This window comes from Shinella sp. S4-D37, from assembly GCF_040812195.1.
Lineage (GTDB): Bacteria > Pseudomonadota > Alphaproteobacteria > Rhizobiales > Rhizobiaceae > Shinella.
In genome coordinates, this window is the sequence record NZ_JBFNXL010000002.1 from 17,506 (window position 1) to 42,644 (window position 25,139).

Here is a 25,139-nt window from a genome sequence, read left to right on the forward strand (position 1 = left end):
GCAATGCCATAACGGAGTGCCGTCAGCCTCTTGTCGCTATCCACAAGACATGACGCGCGCCGCTGTTCCTACTGCTGGCGCGCACGCTCACCTCGTCCGTGGCGAAACCAACCTCGCGCAATCGGCGGGTGAATGCACGGTCCGGAGCGGAGGACCAGACGGCAAGTACGCCGTTCGGACGCAGGGCAGTCTTGGCGGCCCGAAGACCGTCATGGCTATACAAGCTGTCGTTCGAGGCTCGCGTCAGTCCATCGGGACCGTTGTCGACATCCAGCAGAATGGCATCGTAAGCGGCTCTTTTCGACCGGATGAGCGCACCGACATCACCCAGATGAATATCGACCCGTGGATCGTCGAGTGTTCCGCCGTGTATATCCTTCAACGGCCCGCGCCCCCATTCGACGACAGCCGGAACGAGTTCGGCGACAACGACACGGGCGTCTTGAGGCAGCGCGCCCAGAGCGGCCCGCAACGTAAACCCCATGCCAAGGCCGCCGACCAGCATGCTCGGGTTCGTCCGGCTGGCGATCCGCTCGCAGCTCAATACCGCCAGCGCTTCTTCCGAGCCGCTCAGCCTGCTGTTCATGAGCTCCGTCGAGCCGAGCATGATGGAGAACTCGCTACCGCGCTGTTTCAGGCGAAGTTCTCCGGCATTGCCGGGAATGCTCGCGCGATCGAGATGAATCCAGGGAAGCATCGAAGCGCCTCGTTACGTTGTTTGGAAATCCCGTATCATGATGATCGTTCCGAACACATCACATTCTGCGGGATTGCAGGCGTTGGAGGCGGACTGTCCCGTCATCGATGGGCGTCTGATTTCCACAGGCCGGCCGCCATCGCGCTTCTAGCGGCGGGCCTTCGTTGATGCCGGCGCCGGTGTTGTCGCCTCTTTGGCGAGCCGCAGTGCTCGAAGAGTTTCCGTCTTCTTGTCCCTCGCGGCCGTTTCCTGCGCGATAATGCTCAACGCAGCCGAATTGGTTTCCTCGGCCTTCTGTGCGGCACTCAACTTTGCAGGTTTGAAAAGCTGCTCTCGTGTGGCGGTCATTTCTTGCCCCAGATGACGTTTCTGGTTGGTTTAACGGGCCTTTTTCGGAGCCGGAAGAAGCCCTTCGCGTTGCGCCTTCTTGCGGGCAAGCTTGCGCGCCCGACGAATTGCTTCGGCCTTTTCTCTCACTCTCTTTTCGGAGGGCTTTTCGTAGGCGCTACGCGCCTTCATCTCGCGGAACAGACCTTCCCGCTGCATTTTCTTTTTCAGAACGCGAAGTGCCTGATCGACATTGTTGTCTCTCACAAGTACCTGCAAAATATATCCTTTCGCTGGCGCCCAGCGCCGGCCGTTATGAGTTACTTTTTGATCCGGATGCTCGAAGGGTTGAGCCAGGATTCTCCCGGAGAATGTCGAGAGGAGGCGTTAGCCGATGTGCTCCGGACTGCTGGGGCGGCGACCGGTTCTATGTCGCTCGCCACGATACGGCGTTCGTGGGCCTCGCTGCCGAGACGGACGCGATATTGTGCTTCTCCGTGATCGGCGGGGAGAACGCCGACAATCCGGCAACTCCTGTCCCCATCGGCGGATCGGAACAGATCAGCCTTGAGCATCACCTTGTCGCCGATGGCGTGGATTTTTCGGCTCATAGTCGACTCCTGGCCCTGAAAACAAAAAGGTCGGGCATTACCCGACCTCTTCCTGTCGATCACGTCTCGCTGCCAGTACATCCGTGGTCAGCGCAGAGGTGCGACAATTCGTTATGCGGCGCGAAGATTGTCGGCCGAGTCCTTTCCGGACTTCCGATCACGAACGATATCGTAGGTGACTTTCTGCCCATCGGCGAGGGCGCCCAGTCCTGCGCGTTCGACGGCCGAGATGTGAACGAAAACGTCCGTCGAGCCGTCATCCGGTGCGATGAAGCCATAGCCCTTGGTGCCATTGAACCACTTTACAGTGCCGGTGTTCATAACGCTTTCCTTTCGATCGCTTTTAGAGATGAGCATGTGAGAATCGACGATGATAGGAAATCTGACCGGGCCAAAATGGCGAAAGACAAAGGTCGCAAGCAAAGTTCGATGGGGCGAATGTAGGCACTATTCCAGAATTTTCAACATTTTTATTTTTAGGGGTTGGCAATAGCCGCCCCGGCATCCTGAAATCGAGGATCTATTTGAATAAATCCTTTTACTTTCAGAGCGATCCTGGTCTTTCGCCATTATTTGGGACAAGCCAGGCGCCAGGATCAGGCTAGGCGACTGGACCCTTTTCGAACACAAGAAATCCGTCGCTTCGGACGCACGATCCTCGATGCCTGCATTCCGCTCGGCGGCTGGCGGGCCGGCTGCGTCGACATCGAGGTCGTCAGGGCGGCACTCCAGAGAGTTCCGGGAAGCGCCAAGGCCCTTCCACCAGCATCACGTCCGACCGTGCCGCGATCGAAAATCTGCGCTTGGGGCCAGTCAGTTTTGCCGTGATGCGAAGCAGTTTGATCTATCCGATGGATCGCGCGGGGCTCGTCCGTCGTCGGCGTGGCCTGCCTCTCTTGTTGCGCGCTGCAAAACACTTATATTGCGACGCAACAACAGGAGAAGACGCGTGACGATCAATATCAAGAATCCGATTGCCGAACTGCGGGTGACGACGGGCTATACCGTCGAGCAGTTGTCGCTGATATCCGGCCTCACGGAGATGGAGATCACGAAACTGGAGAGCGGCGAGCTGGTCGATTCGGGAAAGCTTGCAAGGCTGCTGGCCGTCGGCAGCAACAGGCAGAACTAGATGCCGATCTTCATCCGTATGGGTCCCCTGTCTTGAGCCCTATGCTGCGGGGCCGAGGCGACCCTGCGCTTCCTGCTCGGTCTTCTTCAGATACTCCGTCCTGAAATCGATCTCCCGCGCTGTCCACATCGGCAGCGCGGGCCTGCTCGCGGGTGCGCGGATCGCCGGCATTCGCCGACACGCCGTTGTCGAAGCTGCGCCGCCTGTCATGCCGGTCGCGCATCGCGCTTTCGCCCTCGAAATACGCGCCGAAATCGGAGGTGCCGGCAAGCGGCAGCTTTGCGCGATCCTTGGACTTGAGAACCGCCACGTCGTCGGGCGATGCGCGGAATGCGACCTGGAAGGCATCCAGCACGCCTGCCAGGCCCTTCCTCTGGCGCACCACGCCATGCCCCTTGAGCAGCGCGATCGTCGGGTTTTCCTTGAAAAACGGCCGGTGTCGAAGAGGCGTGAAATCCATCGCGCTTCCCTCCACCTAGAGTAGAGCGCAGGTTACTTCGAATCCATCCAAAGCTCCAAGGCTTTACGGAGCCTCGCGCGCACTTTGCAGGGTGGACTCCGGCGGTGCATACGACATGTGCGGTTCCCGGTGATCGTGACGCCGGTTGTGGTGCGATCACAAGGGAACAACCATCCTGCGCGCGGGTTCCTCATTCCGAAACCGCGATCCTTCGGTAGGAGAAGAGCAGAATGACCGATTTTCGAGCAAGGGGATTTGATAGCCCGGCGCAGTTGCGGGAACATCTCGCCGAACTCGACGAGGAAAGCCCAGCGGACGATCCCGGCATGGCAAACGGCGATCCATCCGCCGAGCAGCAGATCGCGGCGCTTCGCCGGGAGGTGGCCGACCTGCGCAGGCGGCTGACCGCGATCCGAGGTGAGACGGAGGGCCTTGACGCCGGTCGGCCGCGCGGCGAACTCCATCCCTGGCTGAGGATTGCTGCGACGGTCGCGACGACCTATCTTCTCGGCCGCCTCGTTCAGCGCCTTCGTCTCGGCGCACCCGGCGCGGCGGCCGTTCCGATGATCGCGACGCAACTCGATAGAAGGATCTGGTGATCGGAGTGGGAGATGGGGGCGACAAGGCGGCAGTATGACAGCAGTATGACATATGAGTGGCAGGGTGCAGGATCGGGGACGCAGACGGGTGGCGGCCACCCGATTGAGCGGTTGAGGCGTATCCGGCGCATGCGCGGCCTGGCGCGGCTGCTCGATACCGCCGTGCGCATTCCTGGAACCCGGATATCGTTTGGTGCGGACTCGGTGCTCGGCCTGATCCCCGGGATCGGCGACTTCGCAACCGCCGCCATCAGCCTCGTCATCGTCAATGAAGCGCGCCGTCTGGGCGTTCCGAACGACAAGCTCGTCAAGATGCTGATCAATGTCGGTTTCGACGCTGCGGCCGGCAGCGTCCCTGTCGTTGGCGATGTCTTCGACGTCTACTTCAAATCCAATCGCCGGAATTTCGATCTCGTCATGGACCACTTCGGCCTGGATCACGCCGACCTAGACCGATAGGGAGGGGCAGGTTCAGTCGGAATGACCAGAACGGATCGTCCATTGGAAAGCCAGCATAAAGCCTTCGAGAGGTTCCGGCGGCTTCCGCCGATCGAGCCCCACGAACTCGTCGGCCTGTGGCGAGGGCAGGGCATCCCGTCGGATCATCCCTTCGACGGCGTGCTGGAAAATCTCGGATGGTTCGGCAAGCGGTTCACCGCGGAGCTAAGAGCGGACGCGCTATTGTTCCGCTCGGGGGAGCGCCGTCTTGTCGCAATAGACCCCAGGTGGATACCCCTTCGGCTGGCGCTCCGCTTCCATCACCTCGGCAGGACGAGGTTCGCACGGAACCTCTTCGCCTATCTCCAGCGTCGCCTGCGTGCGAATGGTCCCGTCGCTTCGGTCAGGACGCTTCCCTTCGACGGCGTGGCGAGCGCCGCCATGGTCTACGACGCGCAGCCCATCGTCGACCACTTCCGGCGGATCGACGACAAGCGCGTGATCGGAGCGATGGTGATCAGCGATGACGATCGGCTATTCTTCTTCGAACTGGAGCGCGTCGGCGAACCGCCATGATTGACTCGGTCACGAGGCCTTGAAAACCGACATGTCGATCATCATCTAGGACGTACCACCCGTTTTGATGACCGCTTGTCGCCGCAGCTTGCCTGCCGCGCGCCGTCGTCCGGGTTGACAGGGCGCTCCCCGAAAGGGTCGAGCGCCCTGTCTGTTTCAGGCGGCCTGCTTGCTCGCCCACGCCGCCGCAACCGCAGCGTTCACGACTCAACTCGCAACCTCTTCCTGCGCTCTTGCGACTTTCTGCGTGAAATCGGCAAAGAATTGTGCCGCCAGTTTCTTCGCCGTGGAATCGATCAGCCGGCTGCCGAGCTGGGCGATCTTGCCGCCGACCTCGGCCTTGACGACATAGGTGAGCAGGGTCGCGTCCGGCCCGTCCTCGGCCAGCGCCACATCCGCGCCGCCCTTGGCGAAGCCGACCATGCCGCCCTTGCCTTCGCCGCTGATCGTGTAGGAATGCGGCGGGTCGAGGTTGAGGAGCTGGACCGTGCCCTGGAAGCGGGCCTTCACCGGTCCGACCTTCAGCGCGACGGTCGCCGTCATGTCCGTGTCGGAGGTCTTTTCCAGCGTCTCGCACCCGGGAATGCACTGGCGCAGGATCTCCGGGTCGTTCAGCGCCTGCCAGACGGCTTGCACCGGGGCTTCGATCCGTTCGCGGCCGTTCATGTCCATGAGGTCGTCCTTTCAGTGTGCGGTGGCCTCGCCGCGCTGGTCGCGGCGGCGGATGACGAGGATTTCGGCGAGGATGGACAGGGCGATCTCCTCCGGGGTGATGGCGCCGAGATCGAGGCCCGCCGGTCCCTTGATCCGGTCGAGCCGCTCGGGCGGGACGCCCGCGTGGGACAGATCGGCCTTCAGCGCCGCCATCTTCCGCCCGCTTCCGACGAAACCGTAATAGTCGGCCTCAAGGGCGAGTGCCGCCTGCAGCGCGGCGAGGTCGCCGCTGCCCTGCGTCGCGACCAGCGCGAAAATCTTGCCGGCCGGCGGCTCGGCGATGGCAAATCCGTCCACCACCACATCCGCCGCGAGCGGCTCGGCGCGGTCGGCGGCGGGCGCGGCGAGGGTGATGTGGAAGCCGAGCAGGGCGGCCTGCTCCACCACCGCGATCGCGACGGGGCTCGCGCCGAAGACGACGAGCGCCGGGCGCGGCAGCACCGGCTCGATGAAGATGTCCATCGTGCCCTTGCTGGGGCACATGTTGGCGGAGAACTGGATGCCCTCGCGCAACTCGCCGGCCGCAACGCCGTGTTCGGCCAGAAGCGCCTTCGGCTGCACCGAGATCAGCCGCGCCTTGCCGTCCATCAGCGCCTGCCGGGCGGCGCGCAGCACCGCGCCACGGGCGCAGCCGCCGCCGATCCAGCCGGCGACGATCGTGCCGTCCGGGCGGATCACCGCCTTGGCGCCGGCCTTGGCCGCCGTCACCGAGACGGTGCGCACGACGGTGGCGAGTACGAAGGCCTCCTCGGCGGATTTGAGGCGGTTGGCGAGATCCATCACATCGACATGGGCGTTCATCGGGACCTCCCTCAGAGTTTCGCAAGATAGGGTTCGAGCGCCGCGAGGCTTTCGAGCGTATTGGCCGGCGCATGCAGGTCGACGAAGGGCAGGGCGGCGCGGATGCCGGCGGCCTCCGGCGCATAGCCGTCCCAGCCCATCATCGGGTTCAGCCAGGCGATGCGCCGGCAGCGGCGGCGCAGCGCCGCCATCTCCTGAGCCAGCTGCGCGGCATCGCCCGTCTCGTAGCCGTCCGAGACGATCATCACGCAGGTGCGCGAATGGATGACGCGGGCGGCGTGCCAGCGGTTGAAAGTGGCAAGGCACTCGCCGATCCGCGTGCCGCCGCCGGTGCCCTCCGCCATCATGGACAGCCGGTCGAGGGCGCGCTGGGCGTCCCGCTCCTTCATGGCGTCGGAGACATGGGCGAGCCGGGTGTGGAACAGGAAGGCCTCCGACTCGCGAAAGGCGTCCAGCACGCCATGCATGAAGCGCAGGAAGAGCCCCGTATAGGGCGTCATCGAGCCGGAGGCGTCGAGCAGCATGACGAGACGCAGCGGCTTTTCCTTGCGCCGGCGCCGGACGAGATCCAGCGGCACGCCGCCATGGCCGATATTGCCGTGGATCGTGCGGCGCAGGTCGATGCGATAGCCGCGCCTGCGGGCAAGATCGCGGCGGGTGAGCCGCGTGCGCATCGCCCGCGCGAGATCGGCCGCGATATCATGCGCCCGCGCCATATCCGCCGGATCCGAGAGTTTCCTGACGTCGATGCCGGAAAGCGTCTCGACCGCGGAGGCGCCCTCCATCCGGCCTTCGCCGCCGCCCGCGCCCTCTCCGCCGTCGGCGGGGGCCTGATCCGAAACCGCGCCGCCCTTCGCCCCGCCGCCTTCCAGCGCTTTCAGGCCGGGGCCGGCATGTCCCGAAGTCGCACTCCGGCTGCGGACGCGCTTTCCCAGCCAGAAGGCATCGAAAATGCCGTCGAACCGCTCCCATTCGCTGCGGCGGGCGGAAAACAGATGTTTCAGGGCGGAGCGCAGCAAGCGGGGCTTTTCCGCATAGCCGGCGGCCATCAGCGCGGCGGCATCCCGGCCCTCGCCGAGCCCGACCGAAAAGCCGTTGTCGCGCAGCGTTTTCAGGAAGGCCGAGAGCTTTTCCGCGACGAGGCGGGCGACCGCGCTCGATTCCTCCGGGGTCAGGGGCGCGCCGCAACAGCTCATGCCACCCTCCCCAAAAGGCGCTCGGTGACCTCGCGGCGGAAGCGCGCCTTGTCCTCGCGGGTCTTCAGGAGGCAGGCGAGCGTTTCGTGCACGGCTTCGGGATCGTCCTTCAGGTCGGCGATATCGAGGCCGACCAGCACCGCCGCCCAGTCCAGCGTCTCGGCGACGCCCGGCACCTTGCGCAGGTCCTCCTTGCGGATGTTCTCGACCATGCGGGCGATCTGCAGGGCGAGCGCCGCGCCGGCCCCCTCGATGCGGGCGAGGATGATGCGCGCCTCGCGCTCGACATCCGGATAGTCGATATGGTGATAGAGGCAGCGCCGCCGGAGCGCGTCGGAAAGCTCGCGCGTGCCGTTCGAGGTCAGCACGACATGCGGGATCGTCACCGCGGTGATCGTGCCGAGTTCGGGAATGGAGACCTGGAAATCGGAGAGCAGTTCCAGGAGGAAGGCTTCGAACTCCTCGTCGGCCCGGTCGATCTCGTCGATCAGCAGCACCGGCGCCTTCTGCCGGCGGATCGCCGCGAGCAGCGGGCGCTCCATCAGGTATTTTTCGGAAAAGACCGCGTCTTCCAGCCCGCCGGCCGCCTCGCCCTGCCGGGCCTGGATGGCCAGAAGCTGGCGCTGGTAGTTCCACTCGTAGAGGGCGGCCGACTGGTCCAGCCCCTCGTAGCATTGCAGCCGGATCAGTTCCGTCTCGTGCACCGATGCGATGGCATAGGCAACCGCCGTCTTGCCGACGCCGGCCTCGCCTTCGAGCAGCAGCGGCCGGGCGAGCCGCTGCATCAGCGAGAGCGCGACCGTCAGCTCCCGGTCGGCGATATAGCCGGCTTTCGCCAGCCGCTCGCCGATCTCAGTGCGGGAAAGGGTGAGGGAACCGTGAGACATGACAGCCTCGCCCTCACGCCAGCGCGCCGAGTTTCTTCGCCGCCTGCCAGTTGCGCCAGAAATCGTGCGGCATCTGGATATGCGTCGATCCGAGGAACGAGAAGGCGTCGTTGACGGCATTGGAGAAGGCCGGCACGCCGCCGACATTTGGGCTTTCGCCGACACCCTTGGCGCCGATCGGGTGATGCGGCGAGGGCGTGACGGTGAAATCGGTCTCCCAATGGGGCGTTTCCACCGCCGTCGGCAGGAAGAAATCCATGAAGGAGCCGGTCACCACATTGCCGTTCTCGTCGTAGCGGATCTCCTGGCCCATGGCGATGGCGAAGGCCTCCGTCAGCCCGCCATGCACCTGCCCCTCGATGATCATCGGGTTGATGCGCGTGCCGCAATCGTCGAGCGCATAGAAGCGGCGCACCTTGTAGACGCCGGTGTCGACGTCGATATCCATGACGCAGAGATAGGCGCCGAAGGGATAGGTCATGTTCGGCGGATCGTAGTAGTTCACCGCCTCAAGGCCGGGCTCCATGCCGGGCGGCGGCGCATTGTAGGCGATCCAGCAGATGTCCTTCATGCCGAGGAATTTTTCCGGCAGGCCCTTCACGCGAAAACCGTCGATATCCCATTCGAGGTCGTCCTCGTGCACCTCCAGCCGGTAGGCGGCGATCATCTGTGCCTTGGCCTTCACCTTGCGCGCCGCCATGGCGATCGCAGCACCCGCGACGGGCGTGGAGCGCGAGCCGTAGGTGCCGAGCCCGTAGGGCGCGGTGTCGGTGTTGCCTTCCTCCACCATGATGTCGTCGGCGGGAATGCCGATCTCCGTCGCGATGATCTGCGCCCAGGTCGTCTCGTGGCCCTGGCCCTGGCTTTTCGTGCCCACGCGGGCGATGCCGGCGCCGGTCGGGTGGAGTCGGATCTCGCAACTGTCGAACATGGCGATGCCGAGGATGTCGCAGTTCTTCGAGGGGCCGGCGCCGACGATCTCGGTGAAGAAGGAAATGCCGAGGCCCATGATCTCGCGGGTCTCGCCGCGCTGGAAGGCCGCGCGCCTTTCCGCCTGCTCGCGGCGCAGGCCGGCATAATCCACCACCTCCATCATCTTCTTCATGGCGGTGTGGTAGTCGCCCGAATCGTATTCCCAGCCGAGCGCCGAGTGATAGGGGAACTGCTCCTGGCGGATGAAATTCTTCAGCCGCAGTTCGGCCGGGTCCATGCCGAGCTTCTGGGCGAGGATATCCATCGCCCGCTCGATGCAATAGGCCGCCTCCGTCACCCGGAAGGAGCAGCGATAGGCGACGCCGCCCGGCGCCTTGTTGGTATAGACACCGTCGACAGCGAGATGAGCGGTGGGAAAATCATAGGAGCCGGTGACGATGTTGAAGAAGCCGGCCGGCCATTTCGACGGGTCGGCGCAGGCATCGAAGGCACCGTGGTCGGCGAGCACATGGACGCGCAGGCCCGTGACCTTGCCCTCCTTCGTCGCGGCGATCTCGGTCGTCATGTGGTAGTCGCGGGCAAACGAGGTGGCGCATAGATTCTCGATGCGGTCCTCGACCCATTTGACCGGTCGCCCCGTGACGATCGAGGCGACGGCGGCGCAGATATAGCCCGGATAGGCGCCGACCTTGTTGCCGAAACCGCCGCCGATATCCGGCGCGATCACATGGATCTTGTGCTCGGGAATCTTGGCGATCAGCGCCACGACGGTGCGGATGACATGCGGCGCCTGGAAGGTGCCGTAGATCGTCAGCTCGCCCTTGACCTTGTCGAAGGCGCAAAGGCACTGGCAGGTCTCCAGCGGCGAGGGATGGGTGCGGTGATAGGAGATCATCTCCTTGATCGTCACCTCTGCCTTGCGGAAGGCGGCATCCGTCAGGTCCCGGTCGCCGACGGTCCATTCGAAGATGTGGTTGTGGTGCTTTCGCGGGCCGTGCGCGCCTTCCGTCTTGCCGGCGAGGTCCTCGCGCAGCACCGGCGCATCCGCGTCCATGGCATGAAAGGGATCGACGAGGACCGGCAGGGCCTCGTACTCCACCTCGACGGCATTGATGCCGTCATCGGCCGCATAACGGTCGGTGGCGACGACGAAGGCAACTTCCTGGTTCTGGAACAGCACCTTGCCGTCCGCCAGCACCATCTGCACGTCGCCGGCGAGCGTCGGCATCCAGGCGAGGTTGACGCCCTTCAGGTCCTCCGCCGTCAGCACGGCGAGCACGCCCGGCACCTTCAGCGCCTTCTCCTTGTCGATGGACTTGATGCGGGCATGGGGATGCGGCGAGCGCACGAAATCGCCGTGCAGCATGCCGGGCAGCTTGACGTCGTCGACGTAATTGCCCCGCCCTTGCGTGAACCGGACATCCTCGACGCGCTTGCGCTTGCAGCCCATGCCTTCGAGTTTGGCCTCGCGCTCGGCGCGCGTGATGGTCATGTCGTTCATTCTGCGGCCTCCCTGAACTCCGTGCCGTTGATCTTGGCGGCAGCGTATTGGATCGCCTTGACGATGTTCTGGTAGCCGGTGCAGCGACAGAGATTGCCGGCGATGCCGAAGCGGATCTCCTCTTCGCTCGGGGTCGGGTTTTCCTTCAGCAGGCGGTGGGCGCGCACGATCATGCCGGGCGTACAGAAACCGCATTGCAGCCCGTGCATCTGGCGGAAACCCTCCTGGAGGGCCGACAGCGTGCCGTCCGCATTGGCGATGCCTTCGATGGTGGTGATCTCGGAGCCTTCGGCCTGCACGGCGAAGACGGTGCAGCTTTTCACCGACATGCCGTCGAGATCGACGGTGCAGGCGCCGCAATGGGTGGTCTCGCAGCCGATATGCGTGCCGGTCAGGGCGAGGTTTTCGCGGATGAAATGCACGAGCAGCGTGCGCGGCTCGACAAGGCCCTCGACCTCGCTGCCGTTCACCCGCATCGTCACATGGGTCTTTGCCATCGTTTCCTCCTAGAGTTTTTACGCATTTCCGGACGGAAAACCGCTTCGCACTTTTCCTGGAAATGCTTTAGGCGGCTCTGGCCGCGGCGCGCTTCAGCGCCCGCATGACCATGATGCCGCCGACATGCGTGCGGTATTCGGCCGGGCCGCGCCCGTCGGCGGCCGGCTGCATGACGGCGCGGGCAAGGTCGGCGGCCTTGGCCAGCGTTGCCTCGTCGAGCGCGGTGCCGATCACGCAGGCGGCGGCGTCCTCGGCGAGAAGCGGCGTCTCGGATAGGTTGGTGAGGCCGATGCGACAGGTCGCCACCTTGCCGCCGGAGAGCGCCAGCACCACCGCGGCGGCGGCCGTCGCGTAGTCGCCGATCTTGCGCTTCAGCTTCTCATAGGCGTAGCCGTGGCCGGCGGGCGGGACCGGGATGGCGATCTCGGTCAGGAGTTCGCCGGGTTCCAGCGCGGTGAAATAGGCGCCCTGGTAGAAATCGACGGCTTCGACCTCGCGCGCGCCGTCCGGCCCTTCCAGCCGGTAGCGGGCGCCGAGCGCCATCATCAGCCCCGGCATGTCGTTGCCCGGATCGCCATTGGCGACATTGCCGCCGAGCGTGCCGCAGTAGCGCACCTGCGGATCGGCGATCTGCAGCGAGGTTTCCTTGACGATCGGCACGAGCGCCGCGATCTCCGGCGAGGTCACCAGTTCATGCTGGGTGGTCATGGCGCCGATGACGAGCGTGTCGCCCTCGCGCCGGATGCCCTTCAGCGATCCGATGCCGTGCAGGTCGACGAGATGTTCGGGCGAGGCGAGGCGCAGCTTCATCATGGGAACGAGGCTGTGGCCGCCGGCAAGCGGGCGCGCCTCATCCCCGAGGCTGGAGAGCAGTTTCACCGCATCGGCAACCGATTGCGGCCGATGGAACTGGAATGGGCCGGGTATCATGGGTCTCCTCCGCTATATACGGAGGATCAGCATTTTCCCTGGGGAGCGGACAGGCAAGGAGACGGCCGGCTTTCCGGCACCAGCGCCGGATTTCTGCACGAAAGGCGGCTTCGCCCGCACGAATTGCGTCAGGCACTTTGACCTATGGCGTCGTCCCGGCGCGGGCCGTCGCGCCGGCCGAGGCCCAGCCGCGCCTTCAGTTCGGAGATCTTCGTCCGGCTCACCGGAACGAGGTGCGGGACGGCGCCGCCAAGCTCAACGACCGCGCCATCCCCTTCCTTCCGCATCAGCACGATGTGCGGCACGGCGACGATATGGCTGCGATGGACGCGCAGGAACGTCTCGGGACAGAGCTGCGATTCCATTTCCGAGATCGACCAGGCGCACATGCGCTCGCGCTGCCCGTCATGGACGAGCGTGTAATGCGCATCGGCGCGGATGCTGCGGATATCGGCCGTCTCGATGAACCGGATGCCGTCCGCCCCGTCGACGGGAACCCTGGTGACCAACGGCCGGGCCGGCTGGCCGAGGCCGGCCAGCGGGGCCGCCCTGTTCGCCCGGACGGCGGAGACAGCCGGATCGGGTCGCTCGGCCTCTGCCTTGAGATGGGCTTCCGGCACGAGGAGAAGCAGGAAGCCGCCGGCGACCAGGAAACAGAGCAGCGCCACGACCAGCGACAGGACCTGCTGCGAGGCGACGAGCCCGTCCATGGCCATGGCATGCCCGCCGGCGGAGTGGGGCTCGAAATGCATGCCGTACATCGCCGTATAGTGCATGCCGGAAACGGCGATGCCGAAGGCGACGGCGCTAAGCGCCAGCCGCAGGCCGCCATGGCGCGCGATATAGATGCGCAGGCCCCCATAGGCCGCGCCGATGGCGATCAGCAGCGACAGCGCCACCATCGGATAATCATGGCGAATCGCGAAGGGACCCGCCAGCCCATGGATGCCGACATAATGCATGGAGGCGATGCCGAAGCCGAGAAGCAGCGCCGCCCAGAGCACGCGTATGCGCGAGGGACCGCCGATGCTGACGAAATAGAGCGAAATGCCGACGACAAGGGCGCAGATGAGGAAGGAGACAAGCGTCGGCAGCACGAGATAGGCCGCATCCTGCGGCAGGGGGACGGCCATCATGCCGACGAAATGCATCGTCCAGATGCCGACCGCCAGAAAGCCGGCCGCTCCGGAAAGAAGCAGCCGCCGGCCGGTATGAACCGAATTGCGGATCCGCGCCGCGAGGCCGAAGCCGGTATAACCTCCCAGTATCGCGACCAGCACCGAAAGTGCGACGAGATACGGATCGTGTTCCTCGAACATCGTCGTTCCCACCGTACCCGTTCCTCCCCGGGCCGGCTTTCTCCTTATGCAGACGAGGGTACATCCCTCGTCCAGAGATTGGCAAGCGGCCCGGCCGGCCGCCTTGCCAAGCTTCGGGCAGATAGCGCCGAAGATGGAGGCCGGCCTCGTGTGCTGATCGTGCGGCGCTGAGGGCCGCGTTCCGCGTCTGGCCCAGCGGCGCGTGATCTTGTTCTTCTGTCCGATACGGGCGCATCGTGAATTTCTATCCGTTTTCCCCGGGCTGCTCCGGCGGCAATCTCGGCCACTGCGGCGGGGACGCTTTTTTAAAGTCCTCGATAGCCTGCGCCAGGGCCACACGCTGCTGATCGTTCAACCGCGACGGCCGACCGGGAGCCTTGCCATCGATCAGCCCTTGGGGCCGCGTTCGTTAAAGCGCATGACCCAGACGAGCGGCATCCAAGCGAGAACCAGCGTCATAAATAACGGCAAGCGCCAAAAGACGCCGGGCCTGCGCGGCGTCCTTCGTCTGCCGTGCAAGTCGTCGAAGCGGAGCGCCGTCGAAATCCTCTCGCAATGAAATCGCTGAACCCATCGCAAACCTCCCCTTTGCGCCAGTCGGTTTGACGACTTGCCTTTGCGTCTCGGTCGTGACTGGCGCTTGTGATGTGGACAGATGAGAACCGGGGTCGGATGGCCAAGCACCTCGCCACGGGCTAGATGTGATATGTTTCGGTATGTCCATCGATGGCGATGGCCTGCCCGCTGATCATGCTGGCGGCCGGCGAGGACAGAAAGACACAGAGATCGGCAATCTCCTTCGGTTCCGTGAAGCGCTTGATGGATTGGCCACTGGTATATTCGCGTCGGATGTCTTCCGGAGGCGTCGAGCGCAGGGCTGCCTCGGCGGCGATGACGCGGTCCATCCGGTCGCCGGATACGGATCCCGGGCAGATCGCGTTGACGCGGATGTTCCAGTCGCCGAGCTCGATGGCCATCGATTTCGTGAGGCCGATGACGGCCCATTTCGCCGCCGCATAGGGTGTTCTCAAGCCGTAACCGAAGAGGCCGGCTGTCGAGGACAGGTTGATGATGCTGCCGCTCCGTTTTTCCTTCATCAGCGGGATCGCGCATCGGCTCGTCAGGAACTGACTGTTGAGGCAAACATCGATGCACTGGTGCCAGCTCTCGACGGCGATGTTCTCGAGCCGTTCGGTCGGGCCGGCAATGCCGGCATTGTTGATGAGAACGTCGACGCCGCCCGCCGCGACCTTCACGGTGGCGAACCACGTCTCGATTTCTTCGGCCGACGTGACATCGACCCGGCTTGCGGAAATGCCGGGATTTGCCGCTGAGATCGCCTCGACCGCCTGCGCATTGGCATCGCAGACGAAGACCCGGTGGCCGGCCGCGGCGAAGGTTTCGGCGACGATGCGCCCGATCCCGGAGGCAGCGGCGGTTATCACGACGGTGAGGGGAGTGGACATTGTTCGGCGATCTCCGCAATGAGGTTGAGGCGAGCGGCGCCATCACACGCCGCCCGCCGTGCAGATCGGCTGCTACACGTTCGTCAGCCAGCACTTGACGGGTGCGAGCGCGTTCATCAGCGGCGCATTCGGATCGTCTGTCCATCCGCCGACATTCTGGCCGACGGCGTCGATGAAGTTGCTGAACATCGGCACGATGGTGCCACCCTCGTCCCGGATCATGAGAGCGAGCTTGCGGTAGAGCTCGACACGCTTGCCGGCGTCGAGCTCGCCGCGGGCGAGGACGACGGTCTTGTCGAATTCCGGGCTGGAATAGGCGGATTCGTTCCAGGCGGCGCCCGACGTGTAGATCGTCGAGTAGACCATGTCCTGGGTTGGCCGCCCGTTCCAGTAGGAGGCACAGAAGGGCCGCTTGTTCCAGACGTCGGACCAATAGCCGTCGCCAGGAATGCGCTTGATTTCGAGCGGGATGTTCGCCGCCGCGGCGCTCTGCTGGAAAAGCTGGCAGGCGTCGACGGCGCCTGGGAAGGCGACCTCGGAGGTCTCGATCAGGATCGGGCCGTCGTGGCCGGATTTCTTGAAATGGAAGCTCGCCTTGTCCGGATCGTAGGCGCGCTGCTCAAGGTCGTCGGCAAAGAACGGATAGAACTTGTTGATCGGGACGTCGTTGCCCAGCGTGCCGTGGCCAAGCAGCACCCGGTCGAGCAGGGACTGGCGGTCGATCGCGTATTTCAGCGCGAGGCGCAGGTCGTTGTTGTCGAAGGGCTTGGCGTTCGTGCGCATGACGAGCACGTAGTGGCCGCGGCTGGGCACCGATTTGACCGCGACGGTCTTCATGTTCGCCACGAGTTCGGCGACCTTCGGCGCGACGCGGTTGATCATGTCCACCTGGCCGGACTGCACGGCAGCGATGCGGGCGGTGTCGTCGTTGATGATCGTCACGTCGAGGGTGCCGGCATGGCCGCGGGTATCGTCCCAGTAATCGGCATATTTCTCGAAGACGTAGCGCACGCCGGGCTGCTGGCTGACGACCTTGTATGGGCCTGCGGCAATGCCGTCCGCCGGGTTCGCGCGGCCGCCTTCGGGCTGGATGAGCAGATGGTAGTCCGCCATGATGTAGGGGAAGTCGGCATTCGGATCTTTGAGTTCCGCGATGAACTCGTTGCCGGAGGCGCTCATCTTCGTGATGCCGGCCATCAGGCCGAGGGCGGCCGAATTGCTCGTGCTGTCGGCGTGGCGCTTCATCGTCTCCACGACGTCTTCAGCCGTCACGGACTTGCCATTGTGAAAGGTCACGCCGTCGCGGATCTTGAACGTCCAGGTCTTGGCGTCCTTCGAAGAGCCGAACGCGGTTGCCAGGCGCGGAACGATCTCGCCCTTGGCGTCGACTTCGAGCAGCTTCTCGCCGAACTGCGCCATCAGGGTGTTCGGCCCCTCGCTCGCCGCCAGGGCAGGATCGAGCGTATCGGTGGTCTGGCCGCCGCCAAGGCCGACGCGCATCGTGCCGCCCTTCACAGGGCCTTCGGCTCGTGCCGCCTGCGTCAGGAGACCGGATGCCAGCGCGGAGGCGCCCAGCACCGCGGCGCGGCCCAGAAAGGACCGGCGATCCATCTTGCCGCGCGCGACCAGATTGGCCAGATACTTCAATTCATCAGACATGTTGGCTCCTCCCAAACTGGCTTCCCGGCGTCGGCGGTTCCTTTTCGCATCCCGAGCACCGTGGCGATTTCAGCGCCTGGCCAGTGCTGAAGGCTCGCATGTCTGCCGGACGTGACATGACCATTCTGGACATCAATTTGAGGATTTTCGTCGCTGGCCGATTCCAGATTCGAGCGTGGAGCAGAACGGACTAGGCATGCACGACCGGCCGGCGAACAGCCGGCTGCCACACAATCGGTGGGAGATGTTCTCAGGCGGCGAGAGGCGAATGCGGTGCGGTTTTTCCTGTGAGCGAGAAGGGCTTCGACGCTGCAGGCGCCGGCTCCGGCCACCGTTTCCTGACAGCCCGGCACCCGCAAAGTCGGATTGTCGATACCGAGCGGCGGCATGTAGCCTTTGCCGTTCGGCCCCGTCGCGAAGGCTGGCGACGATGGCGAGCTGGCAGATCGCGGCGGCCGTGCTTGCGCCTTCCTCGCGCCCGATGATCTCCAGCATCATCTCCAGCGGGGAGCTGCCCCCGGCGCAGGTGTAGATCTCGTCATCCACCGCGAAGATCCGGGGGCTCGGCTGGACGTTGGAAAAGCGTTCGGAAAACGCGGCCAGGTTCTCCCAGGGGATCGTGCATCGACGCTTATCGAGGATGCCCGCCTTGGCAAGCAGATGTGCGCCCGTGCAAACGGCGCCGAGCGCAATGCGCGCCTTGCGGCATTCGCGGAGCCAGCTTGCGAGGCCTCGGTTGACATATCGCTCGACATCCTGGCCTGAGCAAACGATGACCATGCGCGCCGATGCGGCCCGCGTCTGCGCCCTGGCTTCATCGAGCGACAGATCGGCGCCGAGCTGGAGGCCGCAACTGGCGCGCACGGGCCTGCCGTCGGCCGAGACGATCCGTCACGCATATTTGTCGCGACCAAGGACCTGGTTGGCAAGACGGAGCGTTTCGAGCGCGGTCGTGAAGGCGAGCATCGTGAATTCGGGCGTGATGGAAAATAGAACACGCTCTTCGGCCCGGGAACGGCGTTCATGGGTTTCTCTCCCTGCTGAGGGTTGCTTCCGCGCGGCGTTGTTCAGAGACCGAGGGCGAGCCGCTGACGGGCCGCGAACCCCTGGATCAGCCGGTCCGCCACCAGGGCGAGGATCGCCATCGATGCGCCCGCCGCGACCCCGAGCCCGACATCGCCCTGGCCGAGCGCAAGGTAGATCTGCTGGCCAAGGTCCGTGGTGCCGATCAGGGCGGCGATCACCAGCATCGAGAAGGCATAGAGGATCGTCTGGTTGAGGCCGAGGAGGATCGTCGGCGCGGAGTAGGGGATGCGGACCTCGCGCATGACCTGCCATTCGCTTGCCCCCGACGCGACGGCGGCCTCGATCAGCTCCTCCGGCGTGGAGGTGAGGCCGTGATGCGTATAGCGGATCATCGGCACGATGGCGTAGGCGCAGATGGCGAGGAAGGCGGAAAACTCGCCGATCTGGAAGAACATCAGCACGGGGATGAGGAAGACGAAGAGCGGAATGGTTTGCAGGAAATCGCAGACCGGTCGCATGACGCGCCAGGCGTTCTGGCTGACGGCGCAGGCCAGTCCCACGCCACCTCCGACGACCACGCAGATGAGGACCGAGGCGGCGCACAGATAAAGCGAGAGAAGCGCGGGCTCCCAAAGCCCGATCAGGAGGACGACGCTCACCATGAGAACGGCGAAGGCCGAGAGCTTCGGGCCGCCGGCAAGCCAGCCGAGCCCGCCGAGCGCGACGAGCACGAACGGCCAGGGCAGGTTGGTGATGCCGGTCACGAGGATGCCGGTCGCGACCAGCACGGACAGGCCGGCAATGGCGCGGTTGCGCAAGCCCAGAACGATCGCCACGACCGCCGCGATGCTGAAGACGGCAATGCTGATGCCGCTGGTCCACTGAAAGCCCCAGGTGAAGGGCAGCACGGCTTCGTCGAGGCCGATGCGCAACGGCAGCAGCACGAAGAACATGGTGGTGTTCTTGATCCCTTCGAGAAGAGCGCCGTTTGCCGCGGTGAAGGCACCGAGATGGCGATCGATCACGGCCGTCGCGCCCTTGAACATGGCGAAGTCGCCCGCGGCGGGGAGGAACGAACTCTGAAGCGCGGCAACGACGATGCCCGTGAGCAGGATCGCGGCCGTGACCTTCCACGAATGCCGCTTGCAGTCCTTTGCAAGCCCGCTGCTCATGCGATCGGCAAGCACGGCGAAGATAACGATGACGACGCCGGCGATCAGGCTTTGGCCGAAGGCGGCTTTGCGCATCGTCAGGAGCACTTCCCAGCCGATATCGTTGAAGCCGCCGATGACCGCGGCGATGATGACCATCGAAAGGGCGGCCATGATGGTCTGGTTCACGCCCACCATGATCTGCTGGGCAGCCGACGGGATCTCGACGAGGACGAGTTGCTGGGCACGCGTCGCGCCGCTCATGATGGCGGCCTCCCGTATGTCGGGCTCCACGCGCTGCAGGCCGAGCAGCATGTTGCGCGCCATGGGCGGTGCGGCATAGATCACCGACGCGATGAGACCGACCACGGGACCGAAACCGAAGAGCAGCAGCAGCGGCGTGAGATAGGCGAAGGTCGGAACCGTCTGCATGATGTCGAGCACGGTCTCGACCGCGCGCCGGACCGAGCGGAACTCATAGGCGAACACGCCGATAAGGCCACCGACGATGAGCGCGAGAGGCACGGAGACGAGGACCAGCGCCAGTGTGTTCATGCTGGCGATCCAATAACCGCTGGCGAGAATGAAACCGAGCCCGGCAAGCACGAGCGCGGCCATGCGTCTGCCGCCGATATGCCAGCCGAGTGCGGCGAGGATACCGATCGTCAAGCCGTAGGGCGAGCCGACGAGAAGCCGGTTCGCGCCGGCCATGGGATATTCGAGAAGTCTGGCGGTGAGCCGTGCGGCGGGCTTCAGGAACTCGAACGCCGCCGTCAGGCCCCTGCCGATCCATGCGGTGGCCGGAAGCGTCAACGCCTCCGGCCAGGTCTTGATCCACGCCTGGCTGGGGGCGAGCAGAAGACAGGCGGCACCGACGAGCACGCAGAGAAGCGCGACCCGCACGCCCGGCGTCAACCCGTTCGTTCGCGTCGTTCCGCTCTCGCTTCTGCCGTTGGCCAACCCCACGGTTCCACTCGCGCTGATGTCGATCATGTCCGTTCCGCCTGGAGCGCGCCGGCCAACTGGCTCGGGTGAACGATGCCGGCCATCTTGCCGTCGCGTCCCCAGACCGGAACGGGCTGATAAAGCGCCATGCAGGAGGCGAGCGCGTCGTCGATCGTCATGTCTTCTCCGATCTTCGGATCGTCGGGCATCCTGGGCAGCGTGTCGGGCATCGTCATCATGGCGCTGACATGCGAGTAGCGGCCCTTGGGAACGTCGCGCGTGAACTCGCGGACATAGTCGTCGACCGGATTGACGATGATCTCGTCCGGCGTGCCGATCTGGACGACGACGCCGTCGCGCATGATGGCGATGCGGTCTGCCAGCTTGAGGGCTTCGGTAATGTCATGCGTGATGAAGACGGACGTCTTCTGGAGACCGGCCTGCAGCTTCAGGAATTCGTCCTGCAACTGACGGCGAATGAGCGGGTCGAGGGCGGAATAGGGCTCGTCCAGGAACAGCAGGTCAGGATTGACCGCCAGCGCCCGGGCAATGCCGACGCGCTGGCGCTGGCCGCCCGAAAGCTCACGCGGGAAGGCATTCTCGCGGTCGGCAAGGCCGACAAGCTCGAGCATTTCCAGGGCGCGCTTCCGTCGGCCCGGGCGATTGAGGCCCTGCATCTTCAGGGGAAAGCCGACATTGTCCGCCACCGTCATATGCGGGAAGAGGCCAAAATGCTGGAAGACCATGCCCAGCTTGTTTCGTCGCAGCTCGATCAGCCGCTGCTTGCTGGCCGTCAGGATGTCCTCTGCGTGGATGAGGATCGAGCCGGCGGTGCCTTCGGCAAGGCGCGAGATCGTACGGATCAGCGTGGACTTGCCCGATCCGGACAAGCCCATGATGACGAAGACCTCTCCTTCCCGAACGTCGAAGGTGACGTCCTGCACGGCGGGCACGAGCCCGCGCTCGCGCAGCAGGCTGGCTGCCGCGCGGGCGTCGTTCCCGGTTTCCGCGAGCGCCCGTTTCAGCTGATCGGGCGCATCCGCGCCAAAGACCTGCCAGACCCCCTTGCAGGAGATCGCCGCGGGAGAGGAGGGCTGGGACATGGACGCGCTCCTTATTTCGTTGCGGCTTCGACGATGGGCTTCCAGGTCGTGATATTGGCTTCAAGCCATTCGGCCGTGACTGCCTCCGTCTGCTTGCCGTCGACATCGACCGCGCCCATCAGCGGCTGCTGCTGTTCGGTGGTGAGCGTGAAGTTCTTGAGGATCTCATAGGCCGCCGGCCATTTGTCCTTCAGGCCCGGCCAGGCGGCCTTGAAGACGCGCGTGGGGATGAAGTCGCAGTCGCCGGTCACATCCTTGTTCGGGCCGTAGGCCGGATCGTCGTAGCACTCCTGGGCACCCTTCGGCAGTTCGACGAACTTCAGGTCAAAGGCCGGGATTGCCCAGTGCGGCTGCCAGAACACGGCGATGAGCGGCGTCTTGCGCTCGGCCGAGGCGCGGAACTCGGCGACAAGCGCGCCTTCCGAACCGGCCGGCAGCGCCTTGAAGGGAAGGCCGAGCGCCTTGATGCGGTCAGCGCCGGGAGTGCCCCATTCGCCGGGATAGTCAACCAGCCGCCCATTGGGCAGCGTCTCGGCGGTGGCGAAGGCGGCCGCGCATTCCTTCAAAGCCTCCCATGCCGGCAGGCCGGGACAAAGCTCGGCGACATGCGGCGGATAGACGAAACCTTCACGCGCCACGAGGCCGAGTTCACCAAGGTCCTCGACCTTGCCCTCCTTGTTGAGCTGGCGATACTGGTCCGTGACGTTGGAGCCCCAGACTTCCATCGCCGCGTCGAGCTGCCCTTCGGAAACGGCCTGCCACATGTTCTGATAGCCGGCGGTCACATATTCGACCTTGTAGCCTGCGGTCTCCAGCATGTGGCCGGCGATGCGCGTCGTGATCTGCTGACCCGTCCACTCGTTGACGGCGAGCTTGATGGGCTCGTCCTTGGCGCCGAGTTCGGCGGCCTGCAGCGAGGTTACAGACAGCGCCGCGATATAGGTCGAGATGCCGAGCTTGTAGAAATTTCGCATTGTCACTCTCCCGGTGTTTTAGTTCCCGATGAAAGTGTTGCACAAAGCGACGTCGTGTTTTAACTATTCACGCCATCGATTTTACATATTTGGACGGCGCCGAGATGGACCAGACCGCAATCCAGATTCACATCCTCGTCACGCCGAACTTCAATCTGGCTGCAACGACGGCATTCATCGACCCGTTCCGCGCCGCGAACTATCTCGAAGGCGTCACCCGCTTTCGCTGGGTACTGGCGTCCGCGCCCGGTGGTCCCTGCCGGGCGAGCAATGGTCTGGTGGTCGAAACGCAGAAGCTCACCGACGTCCAGAGCGATCCCTCAGACATCGTCGTCATGTCCGCCAGCTGGACGCCGGAGACCGAGAAGACGCCGCAGCTACTGGCGGCGCTTCGCAAATGGGCCCGTGCAGGCAGCATCGTCGGTGCCCTGGATACCGGGGCTTTCATCGTGGCCGATGCAGGTTTGCTGCGTGGCCATCGTGCGACCGTGCACTACGAGCACATCGACGCCTTCAAGGAACTGCACAGCGACGTCGACGTCTCAGAGGATATCTTCGTCCGGGACGAGAAGCGGTTCACCTGTTCAGGCGGTATCGCTTCCTCGGACATCGCCCTTCATATCATCCGCGCGATTTCTGGTGACGCGCTCGCCAATGCCTCTGCCCGCTATATTTTCCATCCCTTCCTGCGCGCAGCGGGAACATCGCAGAATCCCGCGAATTCCGAACCTCTCGGCACGCATGTCCCGAACACCATCCGGCAGGCGATCATCGTGATGGAGCAGCATCTCGAAAACGCGCTGTCCATTCCGGAGATCGCAGACGAGGTTGAAATCTCCCACCGCCAGCTCAACAGGCTGTTCATGCGCTATGTCGGAAAGTCGCCGGCCATCTACTATCGCGACATCCGGTTGGATCGCGCCCGCGGCCTTGTCACCCAAACCGACATGCCCATGTCGGAGATCGCGATCGCGTCGGGATTTGCAAGCCAGGTGCATTTCAGCCGCGCTTACCGGGAGCGCTTCGGCTTGCCGCCGCGTACGGATCGGGTAGACGGCAGAATTCCTTTCGAGTTCCGGGCATGGCCTATGCATCGCAAACCAGGCAGCACCTGAGGGCGGCGAAAAAAGCTAAATCGACGGCGTACCGCGCATAGAAAGGGGCTTCGGTTGGCGGGAAGCTAGGTCATCGTGAAGGGTAACAACATGTTGCCTCGGACCTGGGAGACGCCGCCATGACATTGCTTCCGTCGAAGGACGAGTTCGCCGCCATCCAGAAGGGCTATTCGCCGAATGCCTCTCGCTCGCTGTCGCTGAACGCCGCCGCCTATACCGATCCGCGCTGGCATTCGGTCGATCTCAAGGAGATCATCGCCAGGACGTGGCAATGGGTCTGTCATGTCGAGAAGGTTCGCGAGCCGGGCCGCTATGTGACCGTCGAAATCGCCGGCCAGCCGATCGCCGTTGTCCGTGACCGCGAAGGAGTGCTGCGGGCCTTCTACAATGTGTGCAAGCACCGGGCCCATGCCCTGCTCGAAGGCGAGGGCCAGTCCACCCGTATCATGTGTCCATACCATGCATGGGTCTACCGCCTGGATGGCCAGCTCGTGCGGGCCCCGCATACGGAGACGCTGGAAGAATTCGACACCAAGGAAATCTGTCTCGACCAGGTGCAGGTCGAGGAATTCTGCGGCTTCATCTATGTCAATCTCGACCCGAACGCGCCGTCGCTGGCGTCGCAGAGCGGCGATCTCGAAACCGAAATCCGCCATTGGGCGCCCGATATCGACAAGCTCACCTTCGCGCGTCGCCTCACCTACGACATCAAGTCGAACTGGAAGAACGTCGTCGACAACTTCCTCGAATGCTACCACTGCCCGACCGCGCACAAGGATTTCTGCACGCTCGTCGACATGGACACCTACAAGGTGACGACGCACGGCATCTATTCCAGCCATATGGCGGACGCCGGCAAGAACAGCAACAGCGCCTATGACGTCTCGAACGCGACCGTAACGACCCATGCCGTCTGGTGGCTGTGGCCGAACACCTGCATCATGCGCTACCCCGGCCGCTCCTCGATGATCATCCTCAACATCATCCCGGCCGGCCCCGATCGTACGCTCGAAACCTACGATTTCTTCCTCGAAGACACCGAGCCGAACGAGATGGAGCTTCAGACCATCAAGTATCTCGACGAGGTGCTCCAGGTCGAAGACATCAAGATCGTCGAGAGCGTCCAGAAGGGCATGAACACCCCCGCCTTCACGCAGGGCCGCATCGTCAATGACCCGGATGGCTCCGGCCAATCCGAGCACGCCGTGCATCACTTCCACGGCCTTGTCCTCGGCGCCTATGCGAAGACTGCTGCGTAAGCCGGATGGGGAGGCATCGGGATGACTGGACGTCTTGAGGGAAAGATCGCGCTCGTCACGGGCGGGCGCGGCGGCATCGGCCGGGCGATCTGCGCCCGCTTCGTGCGGGAGGGCGCGACGGTCTATGCCGCCGATCTCTCCGATGCCGGGAGCATGGGCGCGGCGCCGGCGAACGACGGCCGTTTCGTCCGTCTGGACGTGACGTCCGAGGACGAGGCCATCGCCGCGATGGCCGAGGCGGAGCGATTGTCGGGCAAGCTCGACATCCTGGTCAACGCCGCCGGGATCGAGCTCGAGAAGACGATCGAGCATACGACGCTGGAAGAGTGGAACCGGAGCTTCGCCGTCAATGTGACGGGCACCTTCCTCGCCGCAAAACATGCATTGCCGTTGCTGCGCAGGGCTGCATCGCGCGGCACGACCGCCTCGATCATCAATTTCGGCAGCTATGACGGGTTCATCGCCGATCCGGGCCTTGCGGCCTATTGCGCGACCAAGGGTGCGGTGCACGCGCTGACCCGGGCCATGGCCGTCGATCACGGGCCGGAAGGCATCCGGGTCAACGCGATCTGCCCCGGCTATGTCGATACGCCGATGCTGCAAAGCTTCTTCTCCGGCGCCGGCTCGGGCGGCAAGGGCGGGACGATCGACAGCCTGAAGGAGGCCGTCCGGAACGTTCATCCGATCCGTACCTACGGCACGCCCGACGACATCGCCAATCTCGTGAACTGGCTGGCGAGCGACGAAGCCCGCTACGCAACCGGACAACTATGGGTGCTGGACGGCGGCCTTTCCGCTCAGGTCCAGCAAATGAGGCTCTGA

General features: G+C 64.3%; 27 protein-coding genes and 2 pseudogenes. 7 read left to right on the forward strand and 22 right to left on the reverse strand.

Going from position 1 to position 25,139, the window contains the following annotated elements; genetic code table 11:
- Window positions 1–22 precede the first annotated feature (22 nt).
- The 5 genes from AB3G45_RS01990 to AB3G45_RS02010 form a co-directional block, all read right to left on the reverse strand.
- Window positions 23–697, reverse strand: a complete 675-nt coding sequence (locus AB3G45_RS01990; RefSeq protein ID WP_367828992.1) for a hypothetical protein — start codon at window positions 695–697, stop codon at window positions 23–25.
- Window positions 698–844: 147 nt separating this feature from the next.
- On the reverse strand, window positions 845–1,045 hold the full coding sequence (locus AB3G45_RS01995) for a hypothetical protein (protein WP_367828993.1): 201 nt from the start codon (window positions 1,043–1,045) through the stop codon (window positions 845–847).
- A gap of 30 nt (window positions 1,046–1,075) precedes the next feature.
- Window positions 1,076–1,303, reverse strand: a complete 228-nt coding sequence (rpsU, locus tag AB3G45_RS02000; RefSeq protein ID WP_367828994.1) for a 30S ribosomal protein S21 — start codon at window positions 1,301–1,303, stop codon at window positions 1,076–1,078.
- Window positions 1,304–1,344: 41 nt separating this feature from the next.
- The gene (locus AB3G45_RS02005) at window positions 1,345–1,635 is read right to left on the reverse strand and encodes a cold-shock protein (RefSeq protein ID WP_367828995.1); all 291 of its coding nucleotides are present in this window, start codon (window positions 1,633–1,635) and stop codon (window positions 1,345–1,347) included.
- A gap of 111 nt (window positions 1,636–1,746) precedes the next feature.
- Window positions 1,747–1,956: a cold-shock protein gene (locus AB3G45_RS02010; RefSeq protein WP_367828996.1), complete on the reverse strand. Its 210-nt coding sequence runs from the start codon at window positions 1,954–1,956 to the stop codon at window positions 1,747–1,749.
- Between the two features lie 628 nt (window positions 1,957–2,584).
- Here AB3G45_RS02010 and AB3G45_RS02015 point away from each other — a divergent pair.
- Entirely contained in the window at window positions 2,585–2,767 is a 183-nt protein-coding gene (locus AB3G45_RS02015; RefSeq protein WP_367828997.1) for an XRE family transcriptional regulator, read from the forward strand.
- 10 nt (window positions 2,768–2,777) lie between these two features.
- Here the strand turns inward: AB3G45_RS02015 and AB3G45_RS02020 are convergent, their stop codons facing one another.
- Window positions 2,778–3,227 carry a hypothetical protein gene (locus AB3G45_RS02020; protein ID WP_367828998.1) on the reverse strand — a complete coding sequence of 150 codons (450 nt, stop codon included), beginning with the start codon at window positions 3,225–3,227 and terminating at the stop codon, window positions 2,778–2,780.
- A gap of 230 nt (window positions 3,228–3,457) precedes the next feature.
- On the opposite strand from AB3G45_RS02020, the gene AB3G45_RS02025 reads away from it, so the two are divergent.
- The 3 genes from AB3G45_RS02025 to AB3G45_RS02035 are packed head-to-tail and all read left to right on the forward strand — an operon-like array spanning window position 3,458 to window position 4,840.
- Window positions 3,458–3,826: a hypothetical protein gene (locus AB3G45_RS02025; RefSeq protein WP_367828999.1), complete on the forward strand. Its 369-nt coding sequence runs from the start codon at window positions 3,458–3,460 to the stop codon at window positions 3,824–3,826.
- A 45-nt stretch (window positions 3,827–3,871) separates the two neighbouring features.
- On the forward strand, window positions 3,872–4,285 hold the full coding sequence (locus AB3G45_RS02030) for a DUF4112 domain-containing protein (RefSeq protein WP_367829000.1): 414 nt from the start codon (window positions 3,872–3,874) through the stop codon (window positions 4,283–4,285).
- A 21-nt stretch (window positions 4,286–4,306) separates the two neighbouring features.
- Window positions 4,307–4,840: a DUF4334 domain-containing protein gene (locus AB3G45_RS02035; protein WP_367829001.1), complete on the forward strand. Its 534-nt coding sequence runs from the start codon at window positions 4,307–4,309 to the stop codon at window positions 4,838–4,840.
- 207 nt (window positions 4,841–5,047) lie between these two features.
- Here the strand turns inward: AB3G45_RS02035 and AB3G45_RS02040 are convergent, their stop codons facing one another.
- From AB3G45_RS02040 to AB3G45_RS02115, 16 genes and pseudogenes are all read right to left on the reverse strand, one after another.
- Complete coding sequence (locus AB3G45_RS02040) at window positions 5,048–5,512, reverse strand: carbon monoxide dehydrogenase subunit G (RefSeq protein ID WP_367829002.1); 465 nt, start codon at window positions 5,510–5,512, stop codon at window positions 5,048–5,050.
- Window positions 5,513–5,524: 12 nt separating this feature from the next.
- On the reverse strand, window positions 5,525–6,355 hold the full coding sequence (locus AB3G45_RS02045; RefSeq protein ID WP_367829003.1) for an XdhC family protein: 831 nt from the start codon (window positions 6,353–6,355) through the stop codon (window positions 5,525–5,527).
- Between the two features lie 11 nt (window positions 6,356–6,366).
- Window positions 6,367–7,551: a VWA domain-containing protein gene (locus AB3G45_RS02050; protein ID WP_367829004.1), complete on the reverse strand. Its 1,185-nt coding sequence runs from the start codon at window positions 7,549–7,551 to the stop codon at window positions 6,367–6,369.
- Entirely contained in the window at window positions 7,548–8,438 is an 891-nt protein-coding gene (locus AB3G45_RS02055; RefSeq protein WP_367829005.1) for an AAA family ATPase, read from the reverse strand. Before AB3G45_RS02055 ends, AB3G45_RS02050 begins: the two co-directional genes overlap by 4 nt.
- Window positions 8,439–8,451: 13 nt before the next feature.
- The gene (locus tag AB3G45_RS02060; protein ID WP_367829006.1) at window positions 8,452–10,872 is read right to left on the reverse strand and encodes an aerobic carbon-monoxide dehydrogenase large subunit; all 2,421 of its coding nucleotides are present in this window, start codon (window positions 10,870–10,872) and stop codon (window positions 8,452–8,454) included.
- A complete protein-coding gene (locus tag AB3G45_RS02065; RefSeq protein ID WP_133036332.1) occupies window positions 10,869–11,369 on the reverse strand; it encodes a (2Fe-2S)-binding protein in 501 nt (166 codons plus the stop codon). Before AB3G45_RS02065 ends, AB3G45_RS02060 begins: the two co-directional genes overlap by 4 nt.
- Before the next feature lie 67 nt (window positions 11,370–11,436).
- Window positions 11,437–12,300 (reverse strand): xanthine dehydrogenase family protein subunit M, encoded by an 864-nt coding sequence (locus AB3G45_RS02070; RefSeq protein ID WP_367829007.1) that lies wholly within the window; start codon window positions 12,298–12,300, stop codon window positions 11,437–11,439.
- Window positions 12,301–12,428: 128 nt separating this feature from the next.
- Entirely contained in the window at window positions 12,429–13,619 is a 1,191-nt protein-coding gene (locus tag AB3G45_RS02075) for an MHYT domain-containing protein (protein WP_367829328.1), read from the reverse strand.
- Window positions 13,620–13,715: 96 nt separating this feature from the next.
- Window positions 13,716–13,850: pseudogene (locus tag AB3G45_RS02080) on the reverse strand (IS630 family transposase); the annotation flags it as partial.
- 193 nt (window positions 13,851–14,043) lie between these two features.
- A pseudogene (locus AB3G45_RS02085) lies at window positions 14,044–14,193 on the reverse strand (IS630 family transposase); the annotation flags it as partial.
- 121 nt (window positions 14,194–14,314) lie between these two features.
- The gene (locus tag AB3G45_RS02090; RefSeq protein WP_367829008.1) at window positions 14,315–15,085 is read right to left on the reverse strand and encodes an SDR family oxidoreductase; all 771 of its coding nucleotides are present in this window, start codon (window positions 15,083–15,085) and stop codon (window positions 14,315–14,317) included.
- A 72-nt stretch (window positions 15,086–15,157) separates the two neighbouring features.
- Window positions 15,158–16,744: an ABC transporter substrate-binding protein gene (locus tag AB3G45_RS02095; protein ID WP_367829009.1), complete on the reverse strand. Its 1,587-nt coding sequence runs from the start codon at window positions 16,742–16,744 to the stop codon at window positions 15,158–15,160.
- Window positions 16,745–16,876: 132 nt separating this feature from the next.
- Complete coding sequence (locus tag AB3G45_RS02100; protein ID WP_367829329.1) at window positions 16,877–17,632, reverse strand: AraC family transcriptional regulator; 756 nt, start codon at window positions 17,630–17,632, stop codon at window positions 16,877–16,879.
- A 179-nt stretch (window positions 17,633–17,811) separates the two neighbouring features.
- Window positions 17,812–19,914, reverse strand: a complete 2,103-nt coding sequence (locus tag AB3G45_RS02105) for an ABC transporter permease (RefSeq protein ID WP_367829010.1) — start codon at window positions 19,912–19,914, stop codon at window positions 17,812–17,814.
- Window positions 19,911–20,969, reverse strand: a complete 1,059-nt coding sequence (locus AB3G45_RS02110; protein ID WP_367829011.1) for a glycine betaine/L-proline ABC transporter ATP-binding protein — start codon at window positions 20,967–20,969, stop codon at window positions 19,911–19,913. Before AB3G45_RS02110 ends, AB3G45_RS02105 begins: the two co-directional genes overlap by 4 nt.
- Window positions 20,970–20,980: 11 nt before the next feature.
- On the reverse strand, window positions 20,981–21,943 hold the full coding sequence (locus AB3G45_RS02115; RefSeq protein ID WP_367829012.1) for an ABC transporter substrate-binding protein: 963 nt from the start codon (window positions 21,941–21,943) through the stop codon (window positions 20,981–20,983).
- Window positions 21,944–22,047: 104 nt separating this feature from the next.
- On the opposite strand from AB3G45_RS02115, the gene AB3G45_RS02120 reads away from it, so the two are divergent.
- The 3 genes from AB3G45_RS02120 (at window position 22,048) to AB3G45_RS02130 (ending at window position 25,139) form a co-directional block, all read left to right on the forward strand.
- Window positions 22,048–23,058, forward strand: a complete 1,011-nt coding sequence (locus AB3G45_RS02120; RefSeq protein WP_367829013.1) for a GlxA family transcriptional regulator — start codon at window positions 22,048–22,050, stop codon at window positions 23,056–23,058.
- Window positions 23,059–23,177: 119 nt separating this feature from the next.
- Window positions 23,178–24,317 (forward strand): SRPBCC family protein, encoded by a 1,140-nt coding sequence (locus tag AB3G45_RS02125; RefSeq protein WP_367829014.1) that lies wholly within the window; start codon window positions 23,178–23,180, stop codon window positions 24,315–24,317.
- Window positions 24,318–24,338: 21 nt separating this feature from the next.
- Window positions 24,339–25,139 (forward strand): SDR family NAD(P)-dependent oxidoreductase, encoded by an 801-nt coding sequence (locus AB3G45_RS02130; protein ID WP_367829015.1) that lies wholly within the window; start codon window positions 24,339–24,341, stop codon window positions 25,137–25,139.